The following is a 26183-nucleotide window of genomic DNA, read 5'->3' as shown; positions in this document are numbered from 1 at the left end:
ACCGTATGAGGTTCCGGCCCTGGATCCTCTGGTAACGCTTTACAGACAAGTGGCAAGTACCCGCGCCAGCTTCTGCGCGCGCGGATCCATCAAGACGTACGGCCCCAGGGTATTTGTCACAAAACCGAAGGCCACATCGTGCTCCGGATCAGCCAAACCGATGGAACCGCCCGCGCCTGGATGACCGAACGCCCGCGGGCCGAGGCCGTAAGTGGCGTTTGGTACATCAGGTTGGTCGAGCATGCAACCGAGACCGAAACGGGTGCGGGTCAGCAAGGTCTTGTCCTCGCCGAGGCTGTGTTCCCGGGTCAGTTCGTCGAGCATTTCGCTTTCCAGCAGGCTGCCGTCGAGCAGACCGGCATAGAACCCGGCCAGACTGCGCGCATTGCCGTGGCCGTTGGCCGCCGGTTGCTGCATGCGCCGCCATTCCGGTTTGTTGGTGCTGGTGAGCACCGACGGCGGATTGGTGAAGGCGCGGGTGGTCATCGCGGTCGGCTCACGCATGGTCACTTGCAACAGGCGCTGGGCGGCGGCATCGCCGACATTGCCTTTGCCACGAGCGATATGCGCGACGCGGTAGAACTCCTCGTCGGCCAGGCCGACATGGAAATCCAGCCCAAGCGGTCTGGCGACCCGCGCCACAATGGATTCACCCGGCCCGCGACCATCGGCCCGGCGCAGCAACTCGCCGATCAGCCAGCCGTAAGTGATGGCGGCATAACCGTGACCGGTGCCCGGCGTCCACCATGGTGCTTCGGCCGCGAGGGCGTCGACCATGGTTTGCCAGTCATACAAGGCTTCAGGGGCCAACAGTTCGCGCAGGGCCGGCAGACCGGCCTGATGGCAGAGCAATTGGCGCAGGGTCACGGATTCCTTGCCGGCCGCGGCGAACGCCGGCCAATAGCGGGCGACCGGCGCATCGAGTTGTAACTTGCCTTCGGCCACCAGTTGCAGCGCAGTGACCGCGGTGAAGGTCTTGGTGCAGGAGAACAGGTTGGCGATGGTGTCGCTGTGCCAGGCTTCGCTGCCGTCCTTGTCGGCGGTGCCGGCCCAGAGGTCGAGGACGGTTTCCCCGCCGACCCGGATGCACAACGCGGCGCCACGCTCCTGGGGATCGTCGAACAGTGCCGCGAAGGCTTCGCGCACCGCTTCGAATTGAAGCTCGTAATGTCCCTGAATCTGCACCCGCAACTCCCCCGCGAAAACGCTCTACAAAGTGGCCCGCATTGTTCCAGCCCTTGAGGGATTTGGGAACAGCGGCGGGCCGGGCGGTCCTGCCTTAATGACCGTTTCCGGAGTGCCCGCCGGTATGACCGGCTCCCTGCCCCGGGCCTTTCCCGGCCTCGCCCTTGCGGCCGCCTTCGGTCTCGTGGTCGACCTTGTCCGCTGCCGCCGCGGCTTTCTCGGCTGCTTTCCCGAGCTGCTCGAGGGTCGCCAGATTGCTCTTGCGCACCGTTTCGACGAAGCCCTGGTATGGCAGATCAGTCACGCCGACCAGACCGAAGTGGCCGTTTTCGCCATCAAGCAGGCGACCGGTCACCGGTTGGTCGAGGTACTGGAACCAGTGCACGCCTACAATCGACGGCTCGCTCAGCGCCTGCTTGAGGAAGTTGGCATACGCCGGACCACGGTCTTCTTCCTTACTCAACGGCGTCACGCCGCCCCAGAACGGGCCGCGATCGGTGGAGCCGAAGTTGAACTCGGTGATCAGCACCGGTTTGTCGAGGCTGCGCAGCGCGGCGAAGTCATAACCGTCCTGCGGTTTCAGGGTGTACATGTTAAAGCTCAGCACGTCGCAATACTGCGCACAGGAGGCCACGGCTTCCGGCGTGCTGATGGCGAAGCGACCGCCCAGCAGCAACTGGTTCGGCGCGTGCCATTTCAGCGAATCGGAAATGGTCTTGAAGTAGGTGTCGGCGAAGACTTTCTGGAAGTATTTGAAGTCAGCCTCGATTTCCGGGTGTTCCGGATTCGGCAGCGGCGCTTCGAAACCAGGGTCTTCCATCAATTCCCACGCCGGCAGATCGATACCCCAGGCTTTCGACAGCCCGGCCTGATTGCGGTATTTGTCGCGCAATTGCTTGAGAAACGCACGCTTGGCGGGTACGTCGGTGGTCATTTTCAACGTGCCGTAAGCCAGCGCATAACGCGACTTCGGATCATCACCGGGACCGGCCCAGGCCAGTTCGTTGTCGGCAAAATAGCCGATCAGCCACGGATCATCACGGTGATCGCGGGCGGCAATCGCCACGGCGCGTTCAGTAGCCATGGCGAAACGCGGATCGAACGGGTCAGGCATGCCGCCCCACCAATCATTGCCGGTACTGATGCTGGTGTAATCGCCGACGATCGACAGCGGCAAGGTGTAAGGCACACGCTCGGCGTCGCCCAGTTGCGGTGCGCTCCAGTTGCCGACGGTGTTGAAGCCCCACGCCTGCAAACGGTCGAGGGTATGGCCGGTCCACTTCTGCTCGTCGATGGCAGCCTTGCATGGCGCAGCAGGCGCAGGCTCAGTCGCCGCCGGGGTCACGCAAGGTTCGCCGTACAGGCGCTGCAGGTTGGCACCATAGAAGTCATACCAGCGTCCGTTGCCGTAGCCACGGCCCTGATCGGCTCCGTTGCCGCCACGGTTGTCGCCTTCACCGAAGTGACGGGCCAGCGGCTCGTCGGGTTTGGGCAGGGACTCGAACATGTACTCGCGGCCAGCCACGTAGGTCTGGTTGACCTCGGGGCTGACCGTGTTCACGCCCAGGGAATAGAACGGATGCCCCTCAGGCGTCACCAGATACCAGCGACCGTCGAGTTTTTCGGTGCGGAAGAAGCCGCTGGCCTTGAACGCAGGCCCCTTCTTCAAACCACCGAATGTGTCCAGCGACGACTTTTCGCGCTCGGCCAACCAGGTTTTCAGCTGTTGCTGTTCCTTGGCCGCGGCGGATTTCAGCTGTTCGTCATTGGCGACTTTCTCCGGCCACTTGTTGCGGGTCGACTGGCCGTAGGCGTCCACCAGATTGCCGTAGGCGGCTTTGATCACATCGCCCTCGTCCTGCACGCCGAAACGCTCCAGCAACAGACTTTGCGCGGCTTTCGGCTGATCCATCGACAGGCTGACGGATACCACCTGGCTGCGATCCAGCTCACCGGAGCTGCTGGCCAGCAGGATGCGCTGCCCGTCGACCGTCATCGGCATCAACGGGCCAGCCTTCATGCCCTGGCTCAGCGGCGAGGTCGCGGTCAACGGCACGAGCAAGGTCTGCGCCGGACCGGCGGGCAGATCGACGCGGCTGACCAGGGTCTTGCCGTCGTTGCTCTGGATTTGTACGTAAACGGTCACCGCCCAGTTCATCGCGCTCTGGATGCGCAGGCTCATCATGCCGGACTGCGACCAGTCCCAGGCGCCGGTCTGTGGGGACAGACGCAAGGTCGGGCGGGCCGTCGGATTGAACGTCACTCGGCGCAGCACTTCGCCTTCGGGGGTCTGCTCGGCGTTGGCTTGCGGCAGGTCGGCGTTTTCGGTCGCCACTTTCACCACATCGGCGGGGCGGACAAAATTGAACAGGGTCTGCTGGCCGGCAGGCGCCGCCAGCAAAGGCGCAGCGAAAACCAGGGCAAAAATGGCAGGCAACGAACGACGAATCATGAGAACGGAATTCTCCCTAACGACCCGCAAGGGCCAATGGAAAAGCAATGACAGAGAGATAGACAACGCGGCGGGCAAAACTGCCCACCGATGTCTCAGGATATTTCACGACGGAAAGGCGGCAACGCATTGAGGATCGCCTTGCCGTAGCGCTGGGTGACCAGTCGCCGATCCAGCAAGGTGATGGTGCCGCGGTCTTCCTCGGTGCGCAGCAGACGACCACAGGCCTGAACCAGCTTCAGCGAGGCATCGGGCACCGAGATTTCCATGAACGGATTGCCGCCCCGGGCTTCGATCCATTCCGACAGTGCGGCCTCGACCGGATCGTCCGGCACCGAGAATGGAATCTTGGCAATCACCACGTGTTCGCAATAGGCCCCCGGCAAGTCCACCCCTTCGGCAAAACTGGCGAGGCCGAACAGCACGCTGGAATCACCGCCATCGACCCGCGCCTTGTGCTTGTTCAGGGTTTCCTGTTTCGACAGGTTGCCTTGAATGAACACCTGCTTGCGCCAGTCGCGGTCGAGGCCGTCGAACACGTCCTGCATCTGTTTGCGCGAAGAGAACAGCACCAGACTGCCGCGAGAGCCTTCGACCAGTTCCGGCAGATCACGGATGATCGCGGCGGTGTGGGCGGCGGCATCACGCGGGTCGGCCTTCAGGTCCGGCACCCGCAACACACCAGCATCGGCATGATGGAACGGACTCGGCACCACGGCGGTGACGGCTTTTTTCGGCAGACCGGCGCGCATGCGGAAACGGTCGAACGTGCCGAGCGCGGTCAACGTCGCCGAGGTTACCAGACAGCCGTAAGCCACATTCCACAAGCTGCGGCGCAGGGTTTCGGCGGCGAGAATCGGGCTGGCATTGACCTCGATGTCGAACAGCGAACCGCTTTCGGCGAGGGTCAGCCAGCGGGCCATCGGCGGGTTGTCTTCCGGGTCTTCGGCGGTGAACGCGGTCCACAGCTCCCAGTTGCCGGATGCACGGGACAACAGGCTGCCGAACAGTGGATACCACTCTTCGGCCTGGTTGCTGGCGATGCCGATGTTGACCTCGCCATCCATGCCTTCCTTGAGCAGGTCGGTCAGACGGGTGAACAGGTCGTTGAGACGTGAGTAGCCTTTCTTCAGCTCGATGCCCATCTCGCGCATGTGCTCGGGAATCACCCCGCCAATGAAGCGATGGCGCGGGCGCTCGCGACCTTCGACATCTTCACCGGGTTTGAAATCGGCGATCTGTTCGCAGGCGGTGAACATGAATTGCTGCTGGGTCTTGATCTCCCGCGCCAGCTCCGGCACCTGCTCGATCAGTTTGCCGAGGTCCCCCGGCAACGGATGCTGGGCCAGCAGTTTGGTGAGGTTCTTGGCGGTGGTTTCCAGCCAGTCGGCGGTGGAACGCAGGCGCGTGTAGTGGGCGAAGTGGCCGATGGCCTTGTCCGGCAGGTGGTGGCCTTCGTCGAACACATAAATGGTGTCGCGCGGATCCGGCAGAACCGCCCCGCCGCCCAGCGCCAGGTCGGCCAGCACCATGTCGTGGTTGGTGACGATCACGTCGACCTTGCCCATGCCTTCGCGGGCCTTGTAGAAGGCGCACTGGCCGAAGTTCGGGCAATGACGGTTGGTGCACTGACTGTGATCGGTGGTCAGGCGCGCCCAGTCGGCGTCTTCCAGCGCGTTGGGCCAGCTGTCGCGGTCGCCGTCCCATTTATTGCCGGCGAGCTTCTCGATCATGCTGGTAAAGAGCTTCTGGCTGGCCTCATCGACCTCGATCTTGAAGCCTTCTTCTTCGAACAGCTGTGCGGTAGCGGTCTGCGCATGGCCTTCCTGCAGCAGCATGTCGAGCTTGGACAGGCACATGTAGCGGCCACGGCCCTTGGCCAGGGCGAAGCTGAAATTCAGCCCGCTGTTGCGCATGAGATCGGGCAAGTCCTTGTAGACGATCTGCTCCTGCAGGGCGACGGTCGCGGTAGCGATCACCAGGCGTTTGCCCGCCAGTTTGGCCGTCGGGATCGCCGCCAGGCTGTAGGCCACGGTCTTGCCGGTACCGGTGCCGGCTTCCACCGCGACAATCGCGGGGTCGCCACTGCGCCGGCCTTCGTCGTCGGTGTCGATATCCCCGAGGACCTTGGCGACTTCAGCGATCATCAGGCGCTGGCCGTAACGCGGCTTGAGGCTCTTGGCCTCTAGAAAACGCGAGTAGGCGCCCTGGATCGTGGTTTTGAGTTCAGTGCTGATCATTGAGTGTCGGGCGCTAAAAACGCTGGATAAATTTTCAGTGGTTCGGATGGGGGGCTATCATACCCCGCGAATCAATCCTGCGCAGATCGGAGTACCCCAATGACACCTTTTAGCCTCGTTTACCCCATCCATGTACTGGCCGCGCTGGTGTGGGTCGGCGGCATGTTTTTCGCCTGGATAGTGCTGCGCCCTGCGGCCGTGAAGGCGCTGGACGGTCCCGGGCGCCTGACGCTCTGGGTGGAAGTGTTTCAAGGTTTTTTCCGCTGGGTGTGGGGGGCGGTGATTCTGTTGCCGGTGACCGGGGTGGGCATGTTGCATCTGCAGCACATCGGCTTCGAGACCGCGCCGAAGTACGTTCAGGTGATGATGGGCTTGTACGTGGTGATGACCGCGCTGTTCATCCGGGTTCAGGGGCTGATGCTGCCGGAACTGCGCACGGCGGTGCAGGCGAAGGATTGGCCGGCAGGTGCGGCGGTGCTGGGTCGGATTCGCAAGGTGGTGGGGTTCAACCTGCTGGTCGGGGTGGTGCTGGTGGCCGTGGCTGCTGCGCGGCCGATGATTTGACCGTGATCGCTCCCGCGCACGGCGCGGGGGCGATCAGTTGACGGATTACAGGCGCTGCACCGTCACAGACCCCGCCGCACCCGCAGGCCCCGGCTGCCCGTCAGCCCCCGGCTTGCCGCTCTTGCCACCATCGGCGCGATAGACCAGGCAGCCCTTGGACTTGCCACCGGCCCCCGGTTTGCCACCAGGCCCTGCCGCGCCGCCGGCACCACCGGCGACGTCGACCTTGATCAGCTCCGCCGGAAACTCCCGCGGCACTTCCAGCCGCACCAGCGCGCCCGGCGCACCGGGCTGGCCGTTGCTGCCATCACTGCCGTCGAAACCATGCCCGGCCTGGCCCCAGGTGCAGCCCGGTTCCTGACCGTTAGCCCCGTCGAGCCCGACGAAACCCGGCGCTCCGGTGCCGCCACGGGCATCGACGATCAGCCGCGGAGCCTCCAGCGCCTTGAATTGCAGGTTCAGGTTACGCCCGGCACGGGCCGCCTTTTCATAAGTGCCCGGTGCGCCTCGCGCCGTGATCCGGCTACCGTCGGCAAACCGGGCGCGGATGACTTTCATGTCCAGCGCCTGATCGCCCGGGACGATGGCAATACGCGCCTCGTGGCCCAACTGCAATTCGCCGACACTCAATTCGGTCACGTTCGATGGCACCAGCAAAGTGCCGTAATCGGCGACCACCAGTTTTTCCACCTGCAGCGTGCTGGCCGTGTTGGGCAGACGCATCAGGGAGTTGGCTTCGACACTGACCACCTGGGCACAGGCCAGCGGACTGATGAATGCAGCGAGCAGGCAAAGTTTACGCATGGGAAGCCTCCGGAGCGGCCGGGGCCGGGATGGTTTGCAGGTGGAAAACGCCGAACAGCAGAACACGGCCACGATCACGCCATGGGTGCGGCCGACCCTTGAGGCTGGCGTTGCACAGCAGCACTTCAAGGAGGTGGATGGCCAGCAGCAGGACGCCAGCCACATTGACCAGCAGATGCAACGGATGAACAAACGGCACCAGCTGATTGGCCAGTACCACGCAGCAGAACACCAGGGTCAACAATCGCCCCAGCCCACAGAACACCTTCATACGCTCCCCCGTGTTGCGAATTATTCTTTGGGCGCACAGTAACGGCTTCCGTACGGGATAAGCCAGAGGGGCAAATAAAAAAGTTCCGGGCACTCGTCGGATGGCTGCCGGTCCGACGATGATCGTCGACCGACAGCTCTAACCTGCGGACTACAGAAGATTCCTAGCGATTGATGTGCAACTCCACGCGACGGTTTTTCGCGCGCCCCTCTTCGGTTTCGTTGTCGGCAACCGGTTCGCGCTCGCCACGTCCTTCACTGGTGAGTTTTTCCGGCGCCAGCCCCTGGCTCAACAGATAGGCCGCCACACTGCTTGCACGACGCTCCGAAAGGGCCTGGTTGTAGGCATCGGTCCCCTTGCTGTCGGTGTGGCCGATCACCTTGATGCTCACCACGTCGGCATTGCGCAGTTTGTCCATCAGCGCATCGAGCTGGCTTTTCGCGGCCGGGGTCAGGTCAGACTTGTCGAACGCGAACAGCACATTTCCAGCATCGCTCAGGGTGATGACTTCGGATTGCGGGGCCGGTTCGGCCGGTTTTTCAGTGACCGGGTATTGCGGCAACGGACAGCCACGGTGGTCGACCGGGGTGTTGGCCGGGGTGTCAGGGCAACGGTCGCGGCGGTCGAACACGCCATCGCCGTCCTCGTCGCCATCCTGGGCATAACAGATCAGCCCGCCGGTGAGGATACCCAGTGCCGCACCGCCTGCGGCCCAGCCACCGTTTTCAATGGCGCCGAGACCGCCGCCGACCAGTCCGCCAATGACGCTGCAGATCGGCCAGGTACGTTGATTGAGGGGGGCAGTGCCATCGCTGTGGGTAGCGCAGCCAGTCAACAGGCTGCCTGCCAGCAGCACCGGTAAGACGGACCGTGAGAGAACACTCATATGAAAGCTCCTGTGTCACCGGCCCATACCGGTTACACAGGAGTAAAGACCCGCATCCGCGACTGCACAAGCCGCGGATGCGAGGGCGTCAACGCTCGATTTTGATTTCCGTGCGACGGTTGAGCGCGCGGCCATCGGCGGTTTTGTTATCCGCCACTGGCTGACTTTCACCGGCACCGGTCACCGAAACGAAGCTGGCGCGCGGCACACCTTGCTGAATCAGATATTCCACCACCGAGTGTGCGCGACGATCCGACAGTTTTTTGTTGTAGGCATCGCTGCCGACGCTGTCGGTGTGGCCAGTCACGGTCAGACGCGCCGAGGACGATTCCTGTTTCAGGCGCGTGGCGACCTTGTCGAGTACTTGCTTGTCGGATGGCGTCAGGTTGGCCTTGTCGAACTGGAAGTGCACATCGCGGATGACGATGGTTTCTTCCTTGACCACTACAGCCTCTTCAACCACTGGCGCAGGGGCCGGGAATGGGCAGCCGTCTGCGTCGACCTTGGTGCCGCGAGGCGTGTGCGGGCACTTGTCGCGACTGTCCGGCACACCATCGCCGTCTTCATCGCCATCACCGTGCACCCAGCAATAAGCCGCTGCCGTGCCACCGACCAGCAACGCGCCGTAACCGGCCCAGGCCGAGCTTTCCGTCGCCCCGAGCCCCGCGCCGACGACACCACCGACTGCCGCACAGGTCGGCCAGTCGGTTTTCTGCAAACCTGCGCAACCAGTCAACACACTGGTTAGCAGAACCAAGGGTAATGCTGTCCGAACTATGCTCATCTAGTTTTCTCCTGAGGGATCGGCTTAGAACCGATTCAGGGAGTAAAGACCGGAGTTTTAATCTCCGCCAGCAATAGGCCACTGGTCTTTGCGAGCGTGTTCACAGGACTTCGAGGCATTTGCCGCAAACCCGCGGAACAGAGATCTAGGCCTCGACGCTCGGGCAGGCTAGTCTTGGCGCTCTGATTGAGGAGCTTCGATGAACGTCGCGATTTCTTCCCGCACGCCACAGCAGGCACTGGCCGCTCTGCTCGACCGCTACGCCCCGGCACGTCTGCTGCTGATCGGCGCCAGCGAATTTCCGGCGCTGGCCGCTTTCAAGGACGCGCATCCGGATACCTGCGTCGCTCACGCCGCGCCCGGTGCGTTGCCGGCAGAACTGGCGGCGCGCCGTTTCGACCTGGCGCTGGTGGTCGATTGCCTGGAACATTTGCCCAAGCGCGATGGCCTGAACCTGCTCGGCGGAATCCGCAACCTCAACGCCAGCCGCATCGCCGTGCTGGCCGACCTGCCGGCCAGCGGCTGGCAGGAAACCGATTTCTATTCGCTCGCCCTTCAGGCCAGCGAACGCTTCGCCCGGGATGAACAGGTGCTGACGCTGTTCACCTATGATCTGCTTGACTACAAACAAGTCCCCGACTGGCTCAACTCTCGGTTCTGGGCCAATCCGGAAAACTTCGGGAAATACTGGTGGTAATGCCATGAGTACAGCCATTTGCCCCTGCGGCAGCGGCAACCTGCTGGATGCCTGCTGCGGCCATTATCACGCCGGCCATCCGGCACCGTGCGCCGAAGCCCTGATGCGTTCGCGCTACAGCGCCTACGTGCTGGGCCTGATCGATTATCTGGTGACGACCACCCTGCCCGCCCAACAGGCCGGGCTCGATCGCCAGTCGATCAGCAACTGGAGTGCATCGAGCACCTGGCTCGGCCTCAACGTGGAAAGTTCGGAGGTCTTCGGCGGCCAGCCGGAACACGCCTTCGTCACCTTCACCGCCCGCTGGCATGACAGTCAGGGTGAGCACAGTCACCGCGAGCGCTCCTCGTTCGTACAAAACAGCGGGCGCTGGTACTTCATCGACCCGACCGTACCGCTCAAGGTCGGGCGCAACGATGCCTGCCCTTGCGCCAGCGGGCAGAAGTTCAAGAAGTGCTGCGCGGGGTATTTCGGCGCGTAGGGTGAGCGGCGACTAGACTGGGCGCAAAAGGGAGTTCTGCGATGGTCGGTCAATGGCGCATATTCAAAGCCTTCACACTGCTGCTGTTTCTGGGGCTCGGCGGCTGTGCCTCATGGTTCGCCGACGACACCCTCGACCCTGCCGTGCATCTGGTGAAGGTAGAAGTGGTGCGGGCCAAACTGCTCGAACAGAAATTCATCCTGCACTTTCGCATCGACAATCCCAATGACAGCGAGCTGACCGTGCGCGGCCTGGAATACCGCGTACATCTGGCTGACATGCTGCTGGCCGAGGGCGAGCATGAACACTGGATCACCGTCGGCGCCAAAAGCAGTGCTTTTTATAAGGTGCCGATCCGCACCAACCTGTGGCCGAAGGTCAAGGACGTGGTGAAAATGCTGAAGAATCCGCACCAGCAGGTTCCCTACCGCCTGCAAGGCGAAATGGAAACCGGTTTATTCATCGCTCACTACGTGCACCTGGAACGCAATGGCGTGATAATCCCCGCCGATTTGATTACGGAGTGACCCCGATGACCCAGCAACCTCATGTCCATGGCCCAGACTGCAACCACGATCATGACCATCACCATGATCACGACCATGGCCATGTCCACGGCCCGAACTGTGGCCACGCCCACCAGGAACCGGTGCGCAATGCCCTGAAAGACGTCGGCCGCAACGACCCTTGCCCGTGCGGCAACGGCAAAAAATTCAAGAAGTGCCACGGCGCTTGATGTTTCAGGCGAAGAATCTCTTCGCCTGAAACACCGCCTTCGCGAGCAAGCCCGCTCCTACAGCAGATCGCATTCCTTCTGACGGAATGCAGTCAAATGTGGGAGCGGGCTTGCTCGCGAAGGGGGCCGGCCTATTCATCAAAGGCTTTTCAGCCAGCCGCCAGAATCCGCACCGAACTGACCACCGTCGCATACTCCCCGTGCAGATTCCCCAGCGACATCCCGTGCACCTCTTCAGCCGAACGCGGCGTGCCGAAATAGTCGGCCTTGTCGAAGGTAAAGCACGCATCCTCCGCTACCCACGTATCAAACCCCAGATTGCCCGCCGTGCGCGCCGTGGACTCCACCGAGTTGTTCGTCGCCACGCCGACAATGACCAATTGCCCGATCCCGGCTTCACGCAACTTCACTTCAAGCTTTGTTGCACAAAACGCGTCCGGCACCTGTTTCTGGATCAGCCATTCCCCGTCCTGCGGCAAAAACCTTTCCTGAAATTCCACGCCTGACTGCTCGGGCCAGAACACCGAATCCGGTGAGCGCGACAGGTGCTGCACGTGGATCACCGGCCGCCCGTTGCGCCGCCAAAAGCCCAGCAGATCGAGGATCCGTTCTTCGGCCGACGGATTATTCCGCCGCCCCAGACGCGGCTCCAGAATGCCTTTTTGCTGGTCGATGATGATGAGTGCAGCGTTGGCCTTGAGCTCCATGGCGATTCTTCTCACGCGGGATCATTGAATTCCCGAACTTAAGCATCACCTCCTGTGACTAAGCAAGCTATCGATCTGCGTGAGCGGGAAGAAATAACCGCTTGCCCCGCTTGCGCGGCCCCCTCCTGCTCACTAACGTAGCGGCTTTATTGCGCCCCCAGCCTCTACACCCCCGCAGGAGCTTTGCCATGGCCTCGCCAGCCCTTTCACATTTTCTTCCCCGGTTCGGCGTTGCCGCAGCAGTGGCCGGTGTTCTGAGCCTGACCGGTTGTCAGACCTGGAACGCCCAGGACACCCTCCCGCCCACCTCCGGTGTACAGCCGCTCAAGGGCCTGGCGCAGAACGTTTCGGTACGCCGCAATGCCATGGGCATGCCGCTGATCGAAAGCAACAGCTTCCACGATGCGTTGTTCGCCCTCGGTTATGTACACGCCAGCGACCGCATCAATCAGATGGTCACCCTGCGCCTGCTGGCCCAGGGTCGTCTGGCGGAAATGTCCGGGGCTTCGATGCTCGACGCCGACCGCTACATGCGCGCCGTCAATCTGAAGAAAAGCGCCGGAGAGCTGTACAAGGCCTCGTCGCCACGGCTCAAGCGCTTCTTCGAAGTCTATGCGCGGGGCATCAACGCCTACCTGTTCCGCTACGCCGACAAGTTGCCGGGGGATCTGGCCTCCAGCGGCTACAAGCCTGAATACTGGAAACCGGAAGATTCGGCGCTGATTTTCTGCCTGCTGAACTTCAGTCAGTCGGCCAACCTGCCGGAAGAAATCGCTTCGCTGGTGCTGGCGCAGACCGTCACCACCGACAAGCTCGCCTGGCTGACGCCGTCCGCCCCTGACGAAAACCTGCCGATGGCTGAAGTCGACAAACTGCAAGGCATCAAGCTCAACGGGCAGATTCCCGGCCTGAACGAACTGAGCAGCGCCAGCGAACAACTGGCGGCGATGAACCTGCTCGGCGCCAGCACCTCGAACAACTGGGCGATTGCCCCGCAACGCAGCCGCAGCGGCAAGAGCCTGCTGGCCAGCGACAGCCATGGGCCGCTGGCCGCGCCGTCGCTGTGGAGTTTCGTGCAGATTCACGCACCTAAATACCAGGCCGCCGGCGTGACTGTCGCCGGCCTGCCGATGGTGCTCGGTGGTTTCAACGGCAAAGTGGCGTGGAGCGCGACCAGTGTTTTCGGTGACAACCAGGACCTGTTTCTGGAAAAGATCCGTCGCCAGGGCAGCAGCCTGACCTACGAGGTCAACGGCAAATGGCAACCGCTGAGCGTGCGCAACGAAACCTATTTCGTCAAAGGCCAGCGGCCGATTCGTGAAGCGGTGTACGAAACCCGCCACGGCGCGCTGCTCAACAGTGCTCAGGCCGCCGCTCAGGGCACAGGTTTCGGCCTGGCCCTGCAGACGCCGAGCTTCACCGATGACAAATCCCTCGATGCGTTTTTTGATCTGAGCCGCGCGCAAACCGCTGAACGCGCCTCGGACGCCAGCCGGGAAATCCGCGCCATCGCGCTGAATCTGGTATTTGCCGACGCCAGCAACATCGGCTGGCAAGTCACCGGGCGATTCCCGAACCGCCGTGAAGGCGAAGGCCTGTTGCCGTCGCCGGGCTGGGAAGGTCGCTACGACTGGGACGGTTACGCCGACCCGATGCTGCATCCGTACGATCAGGATCCGGCGCAGGGCTGGCTCGGCACCGCCAATCAGCGGGTCATTCCCCATGGCTACGGCATGCAACTGTCCAATTCCTGGGCCGCGCCGGAGCGTGGCGAGCGCCTCGCAGAAATGGCCGGCAGCGGTAAACAGGACGGTCGCAGCATGATCGCCATGCAGTACGACCAAACCACCACGTTCGCCGCCAAGCTGAAGAAAATGTTCGAAGCCCCGGGCATGGCACAGCCGCTGAAACAGGCGATCGATGCCCTGCCGGAAGCCGACCGCAGCAAGGCCCGCGAAGCCTACACCCGCTTGATGGCGTTCGACGGCAAACTCAGCCCGACCTCCGCCGACGCGGCGATCTACGAGCTGTTCCTGCAGGAAAGCATGAAGCAGATTTTCCTCGACGAACTCGGCCCGCAAAGCAGCCCGGCGTGGAAAGCGTTTATCGCCAATGGCGATCTGTCCTACGCCGCCCAGGCCGATCACTTGCTGGGCCGCGAAGACAGTCCATTCTGGGACGACGCCCGTACCCCGCAAAAAGAAGACAAACCGGCGATCCTGGCCCGCAGTCTGGCGGCCGCGATTACTGCCGGCGACAGTCAGTTGGGTGGCGATCACAAAGCCTGGCAGTGGGGAAAACTGCACCGCTACGAGTGGAAGAATGCCAACGGCCAGACCGTCCGCGGCCCGATCGCGGCTGGCGGCGATCACACGACGCTGAATACGGCGGCGTTTGCCTGGGGCCAGGACTTCAACACCACGCGTGCGCCGTCGATGCGCTTTATCGTCGACTTCGGTCAGAGCGAGCCGTTGATGGGGCAGAACGGCACAGGACAATCCGGAAATCCGGTGAGCCCGAACTACCTGAACGGCATCGATCCGTGGCTCAAGGGCCAGTACATCGGCTTGCCGATGCAGCCGCAGAACTTTGACCGGGTGTATGGCAAGACGCGGTTGACGCTTACCCCCGGCAAATAGCGCTACTCCCCAAAAGATCAAAAGCCCCCTCACCCTAACCCTCTCCCTTAGGGAGAGGGGACTGATCGGGGAATATTCAAGAGGTTCGCCGACCTGAACTTGCTGCACCGAATCCAGATGCGTATTGCTGCTTGGCAGATCCATAATCGACGCGGCCTCACAGATCGATGTACCTCGCCAGACACCTCCGTAGGCCCCCTCTCCCTCCGGGCGGTCCGACGCTTCGGGAGGGCTGGGGTGAGGGTGCTTTTGAAAATCAATAGAACTTCTGACTTCGCGCCAACCTCATAGCTAACAAGTCCCTCCATTCCGGTAACGCCATGGACCTTGTTATCGCCCGCCCCGAAGGCCTCTACTGCCCCGCCGGGGACTTCTATATCGATCCGTGGCGCCCGGTGGAGCGTGCGGTCATTACCCATGCTCATGGCGACCATGCCCGTACCGGCAACACTCACTATCTGGCCACCAGCGCCGGCGAAGGGATTCTCCGCGCGCGCCTGGGTCAGGACATCAACCTGCAAACCGTGGAGTACGGGCAGCGTCTGTCCCACCATGGTGTCACCCTGAGCTTCCACCCCGCCGGGCATGTCTTGGGTTCGGCGCAGATTCGCCTGGAGTACGGCGGCGAAGTCTGGGTCGCGTCCGGCGACTACAAGATCGAACCCGACGGCACCTGCGCCCCTTTCGAACCGGTGCGCTGCCACACCTTCATCACCGAATCGACCTTCGGCCTGCCGATCTACCGCTGGCAGCCGCAGGCGCAGGTGTTTGGCGAGATCAATCAGTGGTGGCAGGCGAATATCCAGGCTGGCAGGACCAGCGTGCTGTTCTGCTATTCGTTCGGCAAGGCCCAGCGAATCCTGCATGGCATCGACGAAACCCTCGGGCCGATCCTCAGCCACGGCGCGGTGGAGCCACTGAACCGGGTCTATCGCGAGGCCGGCGTGTATCTGCCACCGACGATCTACGCCGGCGACGTGAAGAAAAACGATCCCATGATGCGCCAGGCGCTGGTCATCGCCCCGCCGTCGGCCGGCGGCAGCAGCTGGATGCGCCGTTTCGGCGATTACAGCGACAGCTTCGCCAGCGGCTGGATGCGCCTGCGTGGTACCCGTCGGCGGCGCGGCGTGGATCGCGGTTTCGTGCTTTCGGATCACGCCGACTGGCCCGGCCTGTTGTGGGCCATCGAACAGACCGGCGCCGAACGGGTGATGGTCACTCACGGCTCGATCGGTGTGCTGGTCCGCCACCTGCGGGAAAAAGGGCTGGATGCTCAAGGTTTCAACACCGAATACGGTGACGATGAACAGGACACCCTCGCCGTCGAACCCACCGTGGCCGAGGTGCAACCATGAAAGACTTCGCCGGGTTGTACGCCGAACTCGACGCCACCACCTCCAGCAACGCCAAACTGGCGGCCATGCAGGCCTACTTTGCTCACGCGGCGCCGCAGGACGCGGCCTGGGCGGTGTACTTTCTGTCCGGCGGACGGCCACGGCAACTGGTGCCCGTACGGATCCTGCGCGAACTCGCCGTCGACGTGTCGGGACTTACGCCGTGGCTGTTCGAGGAAAGCTATCAGGCCGTCGGCGATCTGGCGGAAACCATCTCGCTGGTGCTCCCGGAAAACCCGTACACCTCCGAGGCCGGCCTTGCTCAATGGATCGAGCACAAGCTGCTGCCCCTGCGTGGTGAAACCCCGGAATACCTCGCCCATCAGTTGCCGGCACTGTGGGCACAACTGGATCGGCCGAGCCTGATGCTGTGCATCAAACTGATCACCGGCAGCTTCCGGGTCGGCGTGTCCAAACTGCTGGTGACCCGCGCCCTGGCCTCCATGGCCGGGCTCGACAGCAAACGCGTGGCGCAGCGGCTGGTGGGTTACACCGATTTGTCCAACCGGCCGAACGCCGCCAGCTACCTGAAACTGATCGCCCCCGAATCCAGCGACGAACATGCCCAGCGCGGTGGTCAGCCCTACCCGTTCTTCCTCGCCCATGCGCTGGCGCAACCGGTGGAAACCTTCGACGCGTTGCTCGGCCCCGCGAGCGACTGGCAAGTCGAATGGAAGTGGGATGGCATTCGCGCGCAGGTGGTCAAACGCGACGGGAAACTGTGGGTCTGGTCGCGCGGCGAGGAATTGGTGACAGAGCGTTTTCCCGAATTCGACACCCTGCTGCACGGTTTACCCGACGGCACGGTGATCGACGGCGAAATCGTTGTGTGGAAAAACAACCGCCCGGTCACCGAAGACGCTTTTGCTCCGCAGTCGACAGAAGCGCCGGCGGTGCAACCGTTCGCCTTGTTGCAGCAACGGATCGGCCGTAAGTCGCTGGACCGGAAAATCCTCGAAGACGCGCCGGTGGTAGTACTCGCCTACGACCTTTTGGAGTGGCAGGGTGAAGACTGGCGCAACCAGCCTCAGGCCAGGCGTCGTGCACAACTGGAACACGTCATTACCCAGTGCAACAACCCGGTGTTGCTGCCGTCGCCGATTCTGACGGGTGACGACTGGTTCGACCTCGCCCGTCAGCGCGAGGCCTCCAGGCGCCTGGGGGTCGAAGGCATGATGCTCAAGGCCCGGGACGCGATGTATGGCGTCGGCCGGACCAAGGACATGGGCGTGTGGTGGAAATGGAAGGTCGACCCGTTCAGCGTCGACGCGGTGCTGATCTACGCCCAGCGCGGGCATGGTCGCCGCGCCAGCCTCTACAGCGATTACACCTTTGCAGTGTGGGACGGCCCGCCCGGTTCCAGTGCACGGGCGCTGGTGCCGTTTGCCAAGGCCTATTCCGGGCTGACCGATGCAGAAATGCGTGAGGTCGACAGCATCGTGCGCAAGACCACTGTGGAAAAATTCGGTCCGGTCAGCAGCGTGAAGCCGAGTCTGGTGTTCGAACTGGGCTTCGAAGGCATCGCCCTCTCTCGCCGGCACAAGAGCGGCATCGCCGTGCGCTTCCCGCGCATGCTGCGCTGGCGTCAGGACAAGACCGTCGAGGAGGCCGACAGCCTGGCGACCTTGCAAAACCTGTTGGTCTGATCCTTGCCCTCACGCCTCCCCCATCGTTCCCACGCAGAGCGTGGGAACGATCCCTCCGAACCATCCTGGTGCAGCATTTGCGGCGTGCCCGTTTTCGTGCACTGACCGTCCCCGGCATGCACTTCATACACCTTTTAAAACACTTGTTCGGGACTCTGGTTCGGAAATTGCTACTTTCTATAAGTCGTAAGCGTTCCAGTAACAATCATTCTGCGCCACAAGCGCTCATATTGGTTCTTAGGGATTGAATAATGAAAAAAGCATTGCTGACCCTTTCTGCACTGGCGTTGTGCATGGCCGCCGGCTCCGCGCTGGCCAAGGAATACAAAGAGCTGCGTTTTGGCGTCGATCCTTCCTACGCACCGTTCGAGTCGAAAGCGGCCGACGGCAGCCTGGTGGGCTTTGACATCGATCTGGGCAACGCGATCTGCGCCGAGCTGAAGGTCAAGTGCAAATGGGTCGAAAGCGACTTCGACGGCATGATTCCGGGCCTCAAGGCCAATAAGTTCGACGGCGTGATCTCGTCGATGACCGTTACCGAAGCCCGCGAAAAAGTCATCGACTTCTCCAGCGAGCTGTTCTCCGGCCCGACGGCCTACGTGTCGAAGAAAGGTTCGGGCATTACCGACGACGTCGCCTCGCTGAAAGGCAAAACCGTCGGTTACGAGCAAGGCACTATCCAGGAAGCCTATGCCAAAGCCGTGCTGGACAAGGCCGGCGTGAAAACCCAGGCCTACCAGAATCAGGACCAGGTGTATTCCGACCTGACTTCCGGCCGTCTCGATGCGGGCATTCAGGACATGTTGCAGGCCGAACTGGGCTTTCTGAAGTCGCCGCAGGGCGCCGACTATGAAGTCAGCAAGCCGGTCGACAACCACTTGCTGCCAGCCAAGACCGCTGTCGGTATTAAGAAAGGTAACACCGAGCTGAAAGCACTTTTGGATAAAGGTATCAAAGCGTTACACGATGACGGCAAATACGCCGAGATTCAAAAGAAACACTTTGGCGATCTGAATCTGTACAGCGGCAAATAATGCCCCGGCGCCCATCCTCGATGGGCGCCTTTTTCATTCAGTCAGGTTGCTGATTTATGTTCGAAAACCTCTTACAAAATCTGGGGCTATCCGCCTTCAGCCTCAAGGGCTTTGGTCCTTTGCTGTTGGAAGGCACCTGGATGACCATCAAATTGTCGGCGTTGTCGCTGCTGGTGGCCGTGCTGCTCGGCCTGCTCGGCGCCAGTGCCAAGCTGTCAAAAGTCAAACTGCTGCGCCTGCCCGCCCAGCTCTACACCACGCTGATTCGCGGGGTACCGGACCTGGTCCTGATGCTGCTGATCTTCTACAGCCTGCAAACCTGGCTGACGACGCTCACTGACTACCTGGAATGGGAATACATCGAGATCGACCCGTTCACCGCCGGGGTCCTGACCCTGGGCTTCATTTATGGCGCGTACTTCACTGAAACCTTTCGCGGCGCGATTCTCGCGGTGCCGCGCGGGCAGGTCGAAGCCGCCACCGCCTATGGCCTCAAGCGCGGCCAGCGCTTTCGTTTCGTGGTGTTCCCGCAAATGATGCGCTTCGCCCTGCCGGGCATCGGCAACAACTGGATGGTGATGCTCAAGGCCACCGCACTGGTTTCGATCATCGGCCTGGCCGATCTGGTCAAGGCAGCGCAGGACGCCGGCAAGAGCACCTATCAACTGTTTTACTTCCTGGTCCTCGCCGCGCTGATTTATCTGCTGATCACCAGTGCCTCGAACTTCATCCTGCGCTGGCTCGAACGCCGCTACGCCGCCGGTGCCCGGGAGGCCGTACGATGATCGAACTCCTGCAGGAATACTGGAAAGCCTTCCTTTATACCGACGGCCAGAACATCACCGGGCTGGCCATGACGATGTGGCTGCTCAGCGCCTCGATCTTCTTCGGCTTCATCGTGTCGATTCCGTTGTCGATCGCCCGGGTCTCGCCGCACTTCTACATCCGCTGGCCGGTGCAGTTCTACACCTACCTGTTCCGCGGCACGCCTCTCTATATCCAGCTGCTGATCTGCTACACCGGGATCTACAGCCTGGCCGCGGTGCGCGCCCAACCGCTGCTCGACAGTTTCTTTCGCGATGCGATGAACTGCACGATCCTGGCTTTCGCCCTCAACACCTGCGCCTACACCACGGAGATTTTCGCCGGGGCGATCCGCAGCATGAACCACGGCGAAGTCGAAGCGGCCAAGGCCTACGGCCTGACCGGCTGGAAACTGTATGCCTACGTGATCATGCCGTCGGCGCTGCGCCGGTCGTTGCCGTACTACAGCAACGAAGTGATCCTGATGCTGCACTCGACCACCGTGGCCTTCACCGCGACCATCCCCGACATCCTGAAAGTCGCACGGGACGCCAACTCGGCGACCTTCCTGACCTTTCAGTCGTTCGGCATCGCCGCGCTGATCTACCTGACCATCACCTTTGCGCTGGTCGGCCTGTTCCGCCTCGCCGAACGCCGATGGCTGGCCTTCCTTGGCCCGACCCACTAGGACCCTTTTGAGATGCGCCACCAGATACACGATCTGCTGGCCCCGCTGCCGGGGACTGCACGACAGATTCACAGCTTTCATTTCGGCCCGGACAAGGCCCAAGGCAAGATTTACATCCAGTCCTCGCTGCACGCCGACGAACTGCCCGGCATGCTCGTGGCCTGGCACCTCAAGCAGCGTCTGGCGGAGCTGGAAGCCGCCGGGCGGCTGATCAGCGAATTCGTGCTGGTGCCGGTGGCCAACCCGGTCGGCCTCGAACAAGTGCTGATGGACGTGCCACTGGGCCGCTACGAACTGGAGAGCGGGCAGAACTTCAATCGCTGGTTCGTCGACCTCAGCGAAGAAATCGGCAACGAGATCGAAGCGCTGCTGTGCGACGATCCGCAGCGCAACCTGGAACTGATCCGTACCAGCCTGCGCAATGCCCTCGCCCGCCACACCGCCACGACTCAGCTGCAATCCCAGCGCCTGACCCTGCAACGGCTGGCCTGCGATGCGGACATGGTGCTGGACCTGCACTGCGATTTCGAATCCGTGGTCCATCTCTACACCACGCCCGAGGCCTGGCCGCAGGTCGAGCCGCTGGCGCGCTATATCGAATCCCAGGCGAGCCTGCTGGCCACCGACTCCGGCGGTCAGTCGTTCGACGAATGCTTCACCCTGTTGTGGTGGCAATTGAAGGAGCGCTTCGGCGAACACTTCGAAATTCCACTGGGCAGTTTCTCGGTCACCGTCGAGTTGCGTGGCCAGGGGGATGTCACCCATCCGCTGGCCAGTCGCGATTGCCAGGCGCTGATCGATTACCTGATCCATTTCGGTGCCATTGCCGGCGAGCCCAAAGCCTTGCCGGCGCTGCCACACCCCGCCACACCGCTGGCCGGCGTGGAACCGGTGGCCACTCCCGTCGGCGGCCTGCTGGTCTACACCGCCACGCCCGGCCAGCTTCTGGAAGCCGGGCAGAAAATTGCCGAAATCATCGACCCGATCAGCGACCGGGTCACGCCAGTCCATTGCACCGCTTCCGGTCTGCTCTATGCCCGCTCGCTGCGGCGCATGGCCACGGCCGGTATGGTGATCGCCCACGTCGCGGGCGCCGAAGCCTATCGCAGCGGCTACTTACTTTCGCCTTGAGGATGCCTGTCCCATGTACAAATTGACCGTTGAAGGCCTGCACAAAAGCTATGGCGACCATCAGGTGCTCAAAGGCGTCTCGCTCAAGGCCAAAACCGGCGACGTGATCAGTCTGATCGGCGCCAGCGGCTCGGGCAAAAGCACCTTTTTGCGCTGCATCAACTTTCTCGAACAACCCAACGACGGCGCGATGAGCCTCGACGGCCAGGCGATCCGCATGGTCACCGACCGCCACGGCATGCACGTCGCCGACCCCAATGAACTGCAACGCCTGCGCACGCGCCTGGCGATGGTGTTCCAGCATTTCAATCTGTGGAGCCACATGACCGTGCTGGAAAACATCACCATGGCACCGCGCCGGGTGCTGGGCTGCAGCAAACAGGAAGCCGACGACCGCGCCCGGCGTTATCTGGAAAAGGTCGGTCTGCCGGCGCGGGTGGCCGATCAATACCCGGCGTTCCTCTCCGGCGGCCAACAACAACGGGTGGCGATTGCTCGGGCGCTGGCGATGGAACCGGAAGTCATGCTGTTCGACGAACCGACTTCGGCACTCGACCCGGAACTGGTCGGCGAAGTGCTCAAGGTGATTCAGGGCCTGGCCGAGGAAGGCCGGACCATGATCATGGTGACCCATGAAATGAGCTTTGCGCGCAAGGTGTCGAGCCAGGTGCTTTTTCTGCACCAAGGGCTGGTGGAAGAAGAAGGCGCGCCCGAAGAAGTGCTGGGCAATCCGAAAAGCGAACGCCTGAAGCAATTCCTCAGCGGCAATCTCAAGTAAAACTATTGCCCGGCCGGCGCGGTCACTGAAGGAACACCTTCAGAGCACTCGTCGCCGGCATGGGCACTTCCACCGACTTCGCCAAACACTGGTTCAGCGCCCGCGACTGGAAGCCGTTCGCCTTTCAGAAGCAGGTGTGGGTCGCGGTAAAACGTGGCGAGTCCGGCCTGCTGCACGCCAGCACCGGCGCCGGTAAAACCTACGCGGTGTGGTTTGCCGCGCTCAATCGCTTTGCCCGCTCCGGGCCTGTTGCTGAAACCACCCGTAAACGCAAACCGCCCGCCGAACCGCTGACTGTCTTGTGGATCACGCCGATGCGCGCACTGGCCGCCGACACCGCGCGCGCCCTGCAAACGCCGCTGGACGATTTGCTCATTCCCTGGAGCGTCGGCCTGCGTACCGGCGACACTGGCAGCAGCGAACGCGCCCGGCAGAACCGGCGCCTGCCGACCACGCTGATCACCACCCCGGAAAGCCTGACCCTGATGCTCGCCCGCGCCGACGCGCAAACGGCGCTGTCGACCTTGCGCATGGTCGTGGTCGATGAGTGGCATGAACTGCTCGGGAACAAGCGCGGCGTGCAATTGCAGCTGGCCCTCGCCCGGTTGCGCCGCTGGCATCCTGAGCTGATTGTCTGGGGTGTTTCCGCGACGCTCGGCAATCAATCCCATGCCGAACAGGTACTGATCCCGCAGGGCGGTGGCGTGAGTGTTCAGGGTCAAAGCGAAAAAACCCTGCGTGTCGATACCCTGCTCCCACCACAGATCGAGCGCTTTCCCTGGGCCGGGCATATCGGTCTGAAGATGTTGCCGCAGGTGGTCGCCGAACTTGAGGTTTGCGCCAGCAGCCTGGTGTTCACCAATACTCGGGCACAATCGGAAATCTGGTATCAGGCCTTGCTGGAAGCGCGGCCGGACTGGGCCGGGTTGATCGCCTTGCATCACAGCTCGCTATCCCGCGATACCCGGGACTGGGTCGAGCAGGCGCTGAAGAATGGCCAGCTCAAAGCCGTGGTCTGCACTTCGAGTCTCGATCTGGGGGTGGACTTTCTGCCGGTGGAGCGGGTTCTGCAAATCGGTTCGGCCAAAGGCGTGGCGCGCCTGATGCAGCGGGCCGGCCGTTCGGGCCATGCGCCCGGTCGAACGTCGCGGGTCACCCTGGTGCCGACCCACAGTCTGGAACTGATCGAAGCCGCTGCCGCACGCGATGCCGTGGCGCAGCGCAGAATCGAGCCGCGTCTGTCACCGCACAAACCGCTGGATGTACTGGTGCAGCACCTGGTGAGCATGGCCCTGGGCGGTGGTTTTATTCCCGATGAACTGTACGAAGAAGTCCGCAGCGCCTGGGCCTATCGTGACCTGTCGCTCGCGGACTGGGCCTGGGCGCTGGCATTCGTGCGCCACGGCGGGATGTCGCTGACGGCGTATCCGGATTACCGTCGTGTCGAGCCGGATGAGCACGGAATCTGGCGCGTCCCCGATGCCCGGTTGGCGCGTCGCCATCGGATGAGCATCGGCACCATCGTCAGCGATGCCAGCATTCACCTGAAATTCTGGAGCAAGGGCGGTGGTGGCAAGCAACTGGGCAGCGTTGAAGAAGGCTTCATTGCCCGACTCAAACCCGGCGACGGTTTCCTGTTCGCCGGACGCTTGCTGGAACTGGTGCGGGTGGAAAACATGACCGCCTACGTCAAACGCAGCACCGCCAAAAAAGCCGCCGTGCCGCGCTGGAATGGCGGGCGCATGCCGCTGTCCAGCGAACTCGCTGACGCGGTGGTCAGCCGATTCAGCGCGGCGGCGCAAGGCGAGTTTGCAGGCCCGGAAATGCAGGCCTTGCAGCCGCTGCTGGAAACGCAGATGCGCTGGTCGGGCCTGCCGACCGTCAACAATCTGCTGGCCGAGGTGCTGAAATCCCGCGAAGGCTGGCACCTTTTCCTCTACCCGTTTGCCGGACGTCAGGTGCATCTGGGGCTGGCCAGTCTGTTGGCGTGGCGAGTCAGCCAGCGCCTGCCTGTGACTTTCTCGATTGCGGTCAATGATTACGGACTGGAATTGCTCAGTGCCACACCGGTTGACTGGTCTGCGCAACTGGATGGCACCCTGCTCAGCCCCGAGGATTTATTGAGGGATGTGTTGGCGAGTCTCAACGCAGGGGAACTGGCGCTGCGCAGGTTCAGGGAAATCGCACGGATCGCCGGACTCGTATTCGCTGGCTACCCCGGCGCGCCGAAAAGTACCCGTCAGGTACAGGCCTCCAGCGGGTTGTTTTTCGAAGTGTTCAAACAATACGACGCCGACAACCTTCTACTGGCCCAGGCCGGGGAAGAAGTCCTGCGCGAAGAACTGGATATTCATCGACTGGAACAGGCACTGGAGCGAATCAACCGGATGAAACTGGACATACACCTGATCAAACACCCGACTCCACTCGGCTTTCCATTGCTGGTGGAACGCATGCGCGAAAGCATGAGTTCGGAAAAACTCGCCGACCGTATCCGGCGCATGGTCGGTGATCTGGAGAACACTGCCGACAAGGGCCAATCCAGATGAACGCGCCCTACCCTGTGCGTCTGGCGGGTGAAGAACTCTGGCTGTTGCCGGAAAAGGCATTGTATTGGCCGGCGCAACAGGCGCTGTTGATTGCCGATGTGCATTTCGGCAAGGCTGCCGCCTACCGTCGCCTGGGGCAGCCGGTGCCGCAGGGCACCACGGCGAGCAACATCGCGGTGATCGAGCAGTTGCTGGCGAAACTGCCGTGTCGACAACTGATCTTTCTTGGGGACTTTCTGCACGGGCCCGGCTCCCATGCCCCCGACACTTTGCAGGCATTGGCGCAGTGGCGGGCGCGTCATGCCGATCTGCCGATCACGTTGATTCGCGGTAATCACGACAAGCGCGCCGGTGATCCACCGCAGACGCTGAACATTCGGGTGGTGCCGGAGCCGTTACTGCTCGGGCCCTTCGCATTGCAGCACGAACCCGATCCGCACCCTGAACGCCACGTACTCGCAGGACATGTGCATCCGGTTTATCGATTGAACGGCAAGGGGCGTGAGCGTCTGCGGCTGGCGTGTTTCAGTCTGGGAGAACGCATCAGCCTGCTGCCGGCGTTCGGTGCCTTCACCGGCGGCTATCCGGTGGAGAAGGACGAGCGTTGTCGGATCTTTGTCATTGGCGACAACGAAATATGGCCCGTCGGCTGACGTCCTGTTCAGGATTCAGCCGACGGGCCATGCATTCAATCACGCGACAGGCGCAGGTGGCGGTTTGTCCGGCAACGTCGGCTCGCCGGGCTCGGTCGGTTCTTCGTTAGGGGTATCGGGATCGGGCTGGTGAGGAATTCCGCCAGCCAGGGTGACGGGCGGGTGTGCCAGCAACGACCAGGCCAATACGCCAACCTGATTGGGCTCGAGCCTTGCCAGTTCGGCAGTGATTTGCGGATCGATCTTCATGGAGCACTCCTCGGCGAAGGCCCGTCCCGCTGTTCGCGAAACGGGCAGTACACCCCATAGAGTGTCTACCCGCCGAAGAATTCCCGGTAACTGCCGGATGGACGGATCAGGTGCGTGGCAGGGTCACGCCACGCTGGCCCTGGTACTTGCCGGCGCGGTCCTTGTAGGAGACTTCGCATTCCTCGTCGGATTCGAGGAACAGCATCTGCGCCACGCCTTCGTTGGCGTAGATCTTCGCCGGCAGATTGGTGGTGTTGGAGAACTCCAGGGTCACCTGGCCTTCCCACTCGGGCTCGAGCGGGGTGACGTTGACGATGATGCCGCAACGGGCATAGGTGCTTTTGCCCAGGCAGATGGTCAGGACATTGCGTGGAATACGGAAGTATTCAACGGTCGTGGCCAGGGCGAAGGAGTTCGGCGGGATGATGCAGACGTCGCTGTGGACGTCGACGAAGCTGCCGGCGTCGAAGTTTTTCGGATCGACAATGGCCGAATTGATGTTGGTGAACACCTTGAAATGGTTGGTGCAGCGCACATCGTAGCCGTAACTCGACACGCCGTAGGAGATCACACGGCTGTCGTCGCTGCCGCGTACCTGGCGCTCGACGAACGGCTCGATCATGCCGTGTTCCTGCGCCATGCGGCGAATCCACTTGTCCGATTTGATGCTCATGGCGGGGTGTCCTGAATAGCGAGGTGGAAAAAACTGTCCGGCATCTTACCGGGCGCGCCGCCCGGTTCAAAGTCCGTGGTGCAAATCTCGCCGAACATGCAGGAATTACACGGCTTCGCGACGAACCGTCACACCGCC

The 26183-nt window shown here is 62.2% G+C and carries 25 protein-coding genes; 15 read left to right on the top strand and 10 right to left on the bottom strand.

What is annotated here, in order from left to right:
• Window positions 1-39: 39 nt before the first annotated feature.
• From C6Y56_RS06210 to dinG, 3 genes are all read right to left on the bottom strand, one after another.
• Complete coding sequence (locus C6Y56_RS06210; RefSeq protein WP_169429147.1) at window positions 40-1185, bottom strand: serine hydrolase domain-containing protein; 1146 nt, start codon at window positions 1183-1185, stop codon at window positions 40-42.
• Between the two features lie 94 nt (window positions 1186-1279).
• The gene (locus C6Y56_RS06205) at window positions 1280-3637 is read right to left on the bottom strand and encodes a beta-galactosidase (protein WP_169429146.1); all 2358 of its coding nucleotides are present in this window, start codon (window positions 3635-3637) and stop codon (window positions 1280-1282) included.
• 95 nt (window positions 3638-3732) lie between these two features.
• The gene (gene dinG / locus C6Y56_RS06200; RefSeq protein WP_169429145.1) at window positions 3733-5877 is read right to left on the bottom strand and encodes an ATP-dependent DNA helicase DinG; all 2145 of its coding nucleotides are present in this window, start codon (window positions 5875-5877) and stop codon (window positions 3733-3735) included.
• Between the two features lie 99 nt (window positions 5878-5976).
• Here dinG and C6Y56_RS06195 point away from each other — a divergent pair, with 99 nt between their 5' ends.
• Entirely contained in the window at window positions 5977-6441 is a 465-nt protein-coding gene (locus C6Y56_RS06195; RefSeq protein WP_169429144.1) for a CopD family protein, read from the top strand.
• A gap of 45 nt (window positions 6442-6486) precedes the next feature.
• Here the strand turns inward: C6Y56_RS06195 and C6Y56_RS06190 are convergent, their stop codons facing one another.
• From C6Y56_RS06190 to C6Y56_RS06175, 4 genes are all read right to left on the bottom strand, one after another.
• Window positions 6487-7245, bottom strand: a complete 759-nt coding sequence (locus C6Y56_RS06190; RefSeq protein WP_169429143.1) for a collagen-like protein — start codon at window positions 7243-7245, stop codon at window positions 6487-6489.
• Window positions 7238-7516: a DUF1145 domain-containing protein gene (locus C6Y56_RS06185; protein ID WP_134825709.1), complete on the bottom strand. Its 279-nt coding sequence runs from the start codon at window positions 7514-7516 to the stop codon at window positions 7238-7240. Before C6Y56_RS06185 ends, C6Y56_RS06190 begins: the two co-directional genes overlap by 8 nt.
• A 163-nt stretch (window positions 7517-7679) precedes the next feature.
• On the bottom strand, window positions 7680-8402 hold the full coding sequence (locus C6Y56_RS06180; protein WP_169429142.1) for an OmpA family protein: 723 nt from the start codon (window positions 8400-8402) through the stop codon (window positions 7680-7682).
• Window positions 8403-8490: 88 nt separating this feature from the next.
• The gene (locus C6Y56_RS06175; protein ID WP_169429141.1) at window positions 8491-9186 is read right to left on the bottom strand and encodes an OmpA family protein; all 696 of its coding nucleotides are present in this window, start codon (window positions 9184-9186) and stop codon (window positions 8491-8493) included.
• Between the two features lie 199 nt (window positions 9187-9385).
• Between C6Y56_RS06175 and C6Y56_RS06170 the strand changes: the two genes are divergently transcribed.
• The 4 genes from C6Y56_RS06170 to C6Y56_RS06155 are packed head-to-tail and all read left to right on the top strand — an operon-like array spanning window position 9386 to window position 11100.
• Complete coding sequence (locus C6Y56_RS06170) at window positions 9386-9883, top strand: DUF6231 family protein (RefSeq protein ID WP_169429140.1); 498 nt, start codon at window positions 9386-9388, stop codon at window positions 9881-9883.
• A 4-nt stretch (window positions 9884-9887) separates the two neighbouring features.
• Entirely contained in the window at window positions 9888-10364 is a 477-nt protein-coding gene (locus C6Y56_RS06165; protein ID WP_169429139.1) for a YchJ family protein, read from the top strand.
• A gap of 41 nt (window positions 10365-10405) precedes the next feature.
• Complete coding sequence (locus C6Y56_RS06160) at window positions 10406-10891, top strand: LEA type 2 family protein (protein WP_169429138.1); 486 nt, start codon at window positions 10406-10408, stop codon at window positions 10889-10891.
• A gap of 5 nt (window positions 10892-10896) precedes the next feature.
• Window positions 10897-11100 carry an SEC-C metal-binding domain-containing protein gene (locus C6Y56_RS06155; RefSeq protein WP_003198420.1) on the top strand — a complete coding sequence of 68 codons (204 nt, stop codon included), beginning with the start codon at window positions 10897-10899 and terminating at the stop codon, window positions 11098-11100.
• 149 nt (window positions 11101-11249) lie between these two features.
• Here C6Y56_RS06155 and C6Y56_RS06150 read toward each other — a convergent pair whose 3' ends face one another.
• Entirely contained in the window at window positions 11250-11807 is a 558-nt protein-coding gene (locus tag C6Y56_RS06150) for a cysteine hydrolase family protein (RefSeq protein WP_169429137.1), read from the bottom strand.
• A gap of 188 nt (window positions 11808-11995) precedes the next feature.
• Between C6Y56_RS06150 and C6Y56_RS06145 the strand changes: the two genes are divergently transcribed.
• From C6Y56_RS06145 to pdeM, 10 genes are all read left to right on the top strand, one after another.
• Complete coding sequence (locus C6Y56_RS06145; protein ID WP_169429136.1) at window positions 11996-14446, top strand: penicillin acylase family protein; 2451 nt, start codon at window positions 11996-11998, stop codon at window positions 14444-14446.
• A 320-nt stretch (window positions 14447-14766) separates the two neighbouring features.
• Window positions 14767-15801, top strand: coding sequence for a ligase-associated DNA damage response exonuclease (locus C6Y56_RS06140; protein ID WP_169429135.1), 1035 nt, complete (start codon window positions 14767-14769; stop codon window positions 15799-15801).
• On the top strand, window positions 15798-17486 hold the full coding sequence (locus C6Y56_RS06135; protein ID WP_169429134.1) for an ATP-dependent DNA ligase: 1689 nt from the start codon (window positions 15798-15800) through the stop codon (window positions 17484-17486). The genes C6Y56_RS06140 and C6Y56_RS06135 overlap by 4 nt, the downstream gene beginning before the upstream one ends.
• Before the next feature lie 251 nt (window positions 17487-17737).
• Window positions 17738-18520, top strand: a complete 783-nt coding sequence (locus tag C6Y56_RS06130) for a transporter substrate-binding domain-containing protein (RefSeq protein WP_011332769.1) — start codon at window positions 17738-17740, stop codon at window positions 18518-18520.
• Between the two features lie 56 nt (window positions 18521-18576).
• Window positions 18577-19305 carry an ABC transporter permease gene (locus C6Y56_RS06125; RefSeq protein WP_169429133.1) on the top strand — a complete coding sequence of 243 codons (729 nt, stop codon included), beginning with the start codon at window positions 18577-18579 and terminating at the stop codon, window positions 19303-19305.
• On the top strand, window positions 19302-20012 hold the full coding sequence (locus C6Y56_RS06120; protein ID WP_011332767.1) for an ABC transporter permease: 711 nt from the start codon (window positions 19302-19304) through the stop codon (window positions 20010-20012). The genes C6Y56_RS06125 and C6Y56_RS06120 overlap by 4 nt, the downstream gene beginning before the upstream one ends.
• 12 nt (window positions 20013-20024) lie before the next feature.
• Window positions 20025-21143, top strand: coding sequence for a succinylglutamate desuccinylase/aspartoacylase family protein (locus C6Y56_RS06115; protein ID WP_169429132.1), 1119 nt, complete (start codon window positions 20025-20027; stop codon window positions 21141-21143).
• A 13-nt stretch (window positions 21144-21156) separates the two neighbouring features.
• Window positions 21157-21921: an ABC transporter ATP-binding protein gene (locus C6Y56_RS06110; RefSeq protein WP_085697407.1), complete on the top strand. Its 765-nt coding sequence runs from the start codon at window positions 21157-21159 to the stop codon at window positions 21919-21921.
• A gap of 59 nt (window positions 21922-21980) precedes the next feature.
• Entirely contained in the window at window positions 21981-24470 is a 2490-nt protein-coding gene (locus C6Y56_RS06105) for a ligase-associated DNA damage response DEXH box helicase (RefSeq protein ID WP_169429131.1), read from the top strand.
• Window positions 24467-25123 (top strand): ligase-associated DNA damage response endonuclease PdeM, encoded by a 657-nt coding sequence (gene pdeM / locus C6Y56_RS06100; protein ID WP_169429130.1) that lies wholly within the window; start codon window positions 24467-24469, stop codon window positions 25121-25123. The genes C6Y56_RS06105 and pdeM overlap by 4 nt, the downstream gene beginning before the upstream one ends.
• Window positions 25124-25162: 39 nt before the next feature.
• On the opposite strand, the gene C6Y56_RS06095 is transcribed toward pdeM, so the two are convergent.
• Window positions 25163-25372: a hypothetical protein gene (locus C6Y56_RS06095; RefSeq protein WP_065259270.1), complete on the bottom strand. Its 210-nt coding sequence runs from the start codon at window positions 25370-25372 to the stop codon at window positions 25163-25165.
• 106 nt (window positions 25373-25478) lie between these two features.
• Window positions 25479-26045: a dCTP deaminase gene (dcd, locus tag C6Y56_RS06090; protein ID WP_007954988.1), complete on the bottom strand. Its 567-nt coding sequence runs from the start codon at window positions 26043-26045 to the stop codon at window positions 25479-25481.
• Window positions 26046-26183 lie beyond the last annotated feature (138 nt).

It is taken from the genome of Pseudomonas fluorescens (assembly GCF_012974785.1).
Classification (GTDB): domain Bacteria; phylum Pseudomonadota; class Gammaproteobacteria; order Pseudomonadales; family Pseudomonadaceae; genus Aquipseudomonas; species Aquipseudomonas fluorescens_BT.
Note: the sequence above shows the minus strand (reverse complement) of the source record. Positions and strands in the feature narration are given on the sequence as shown.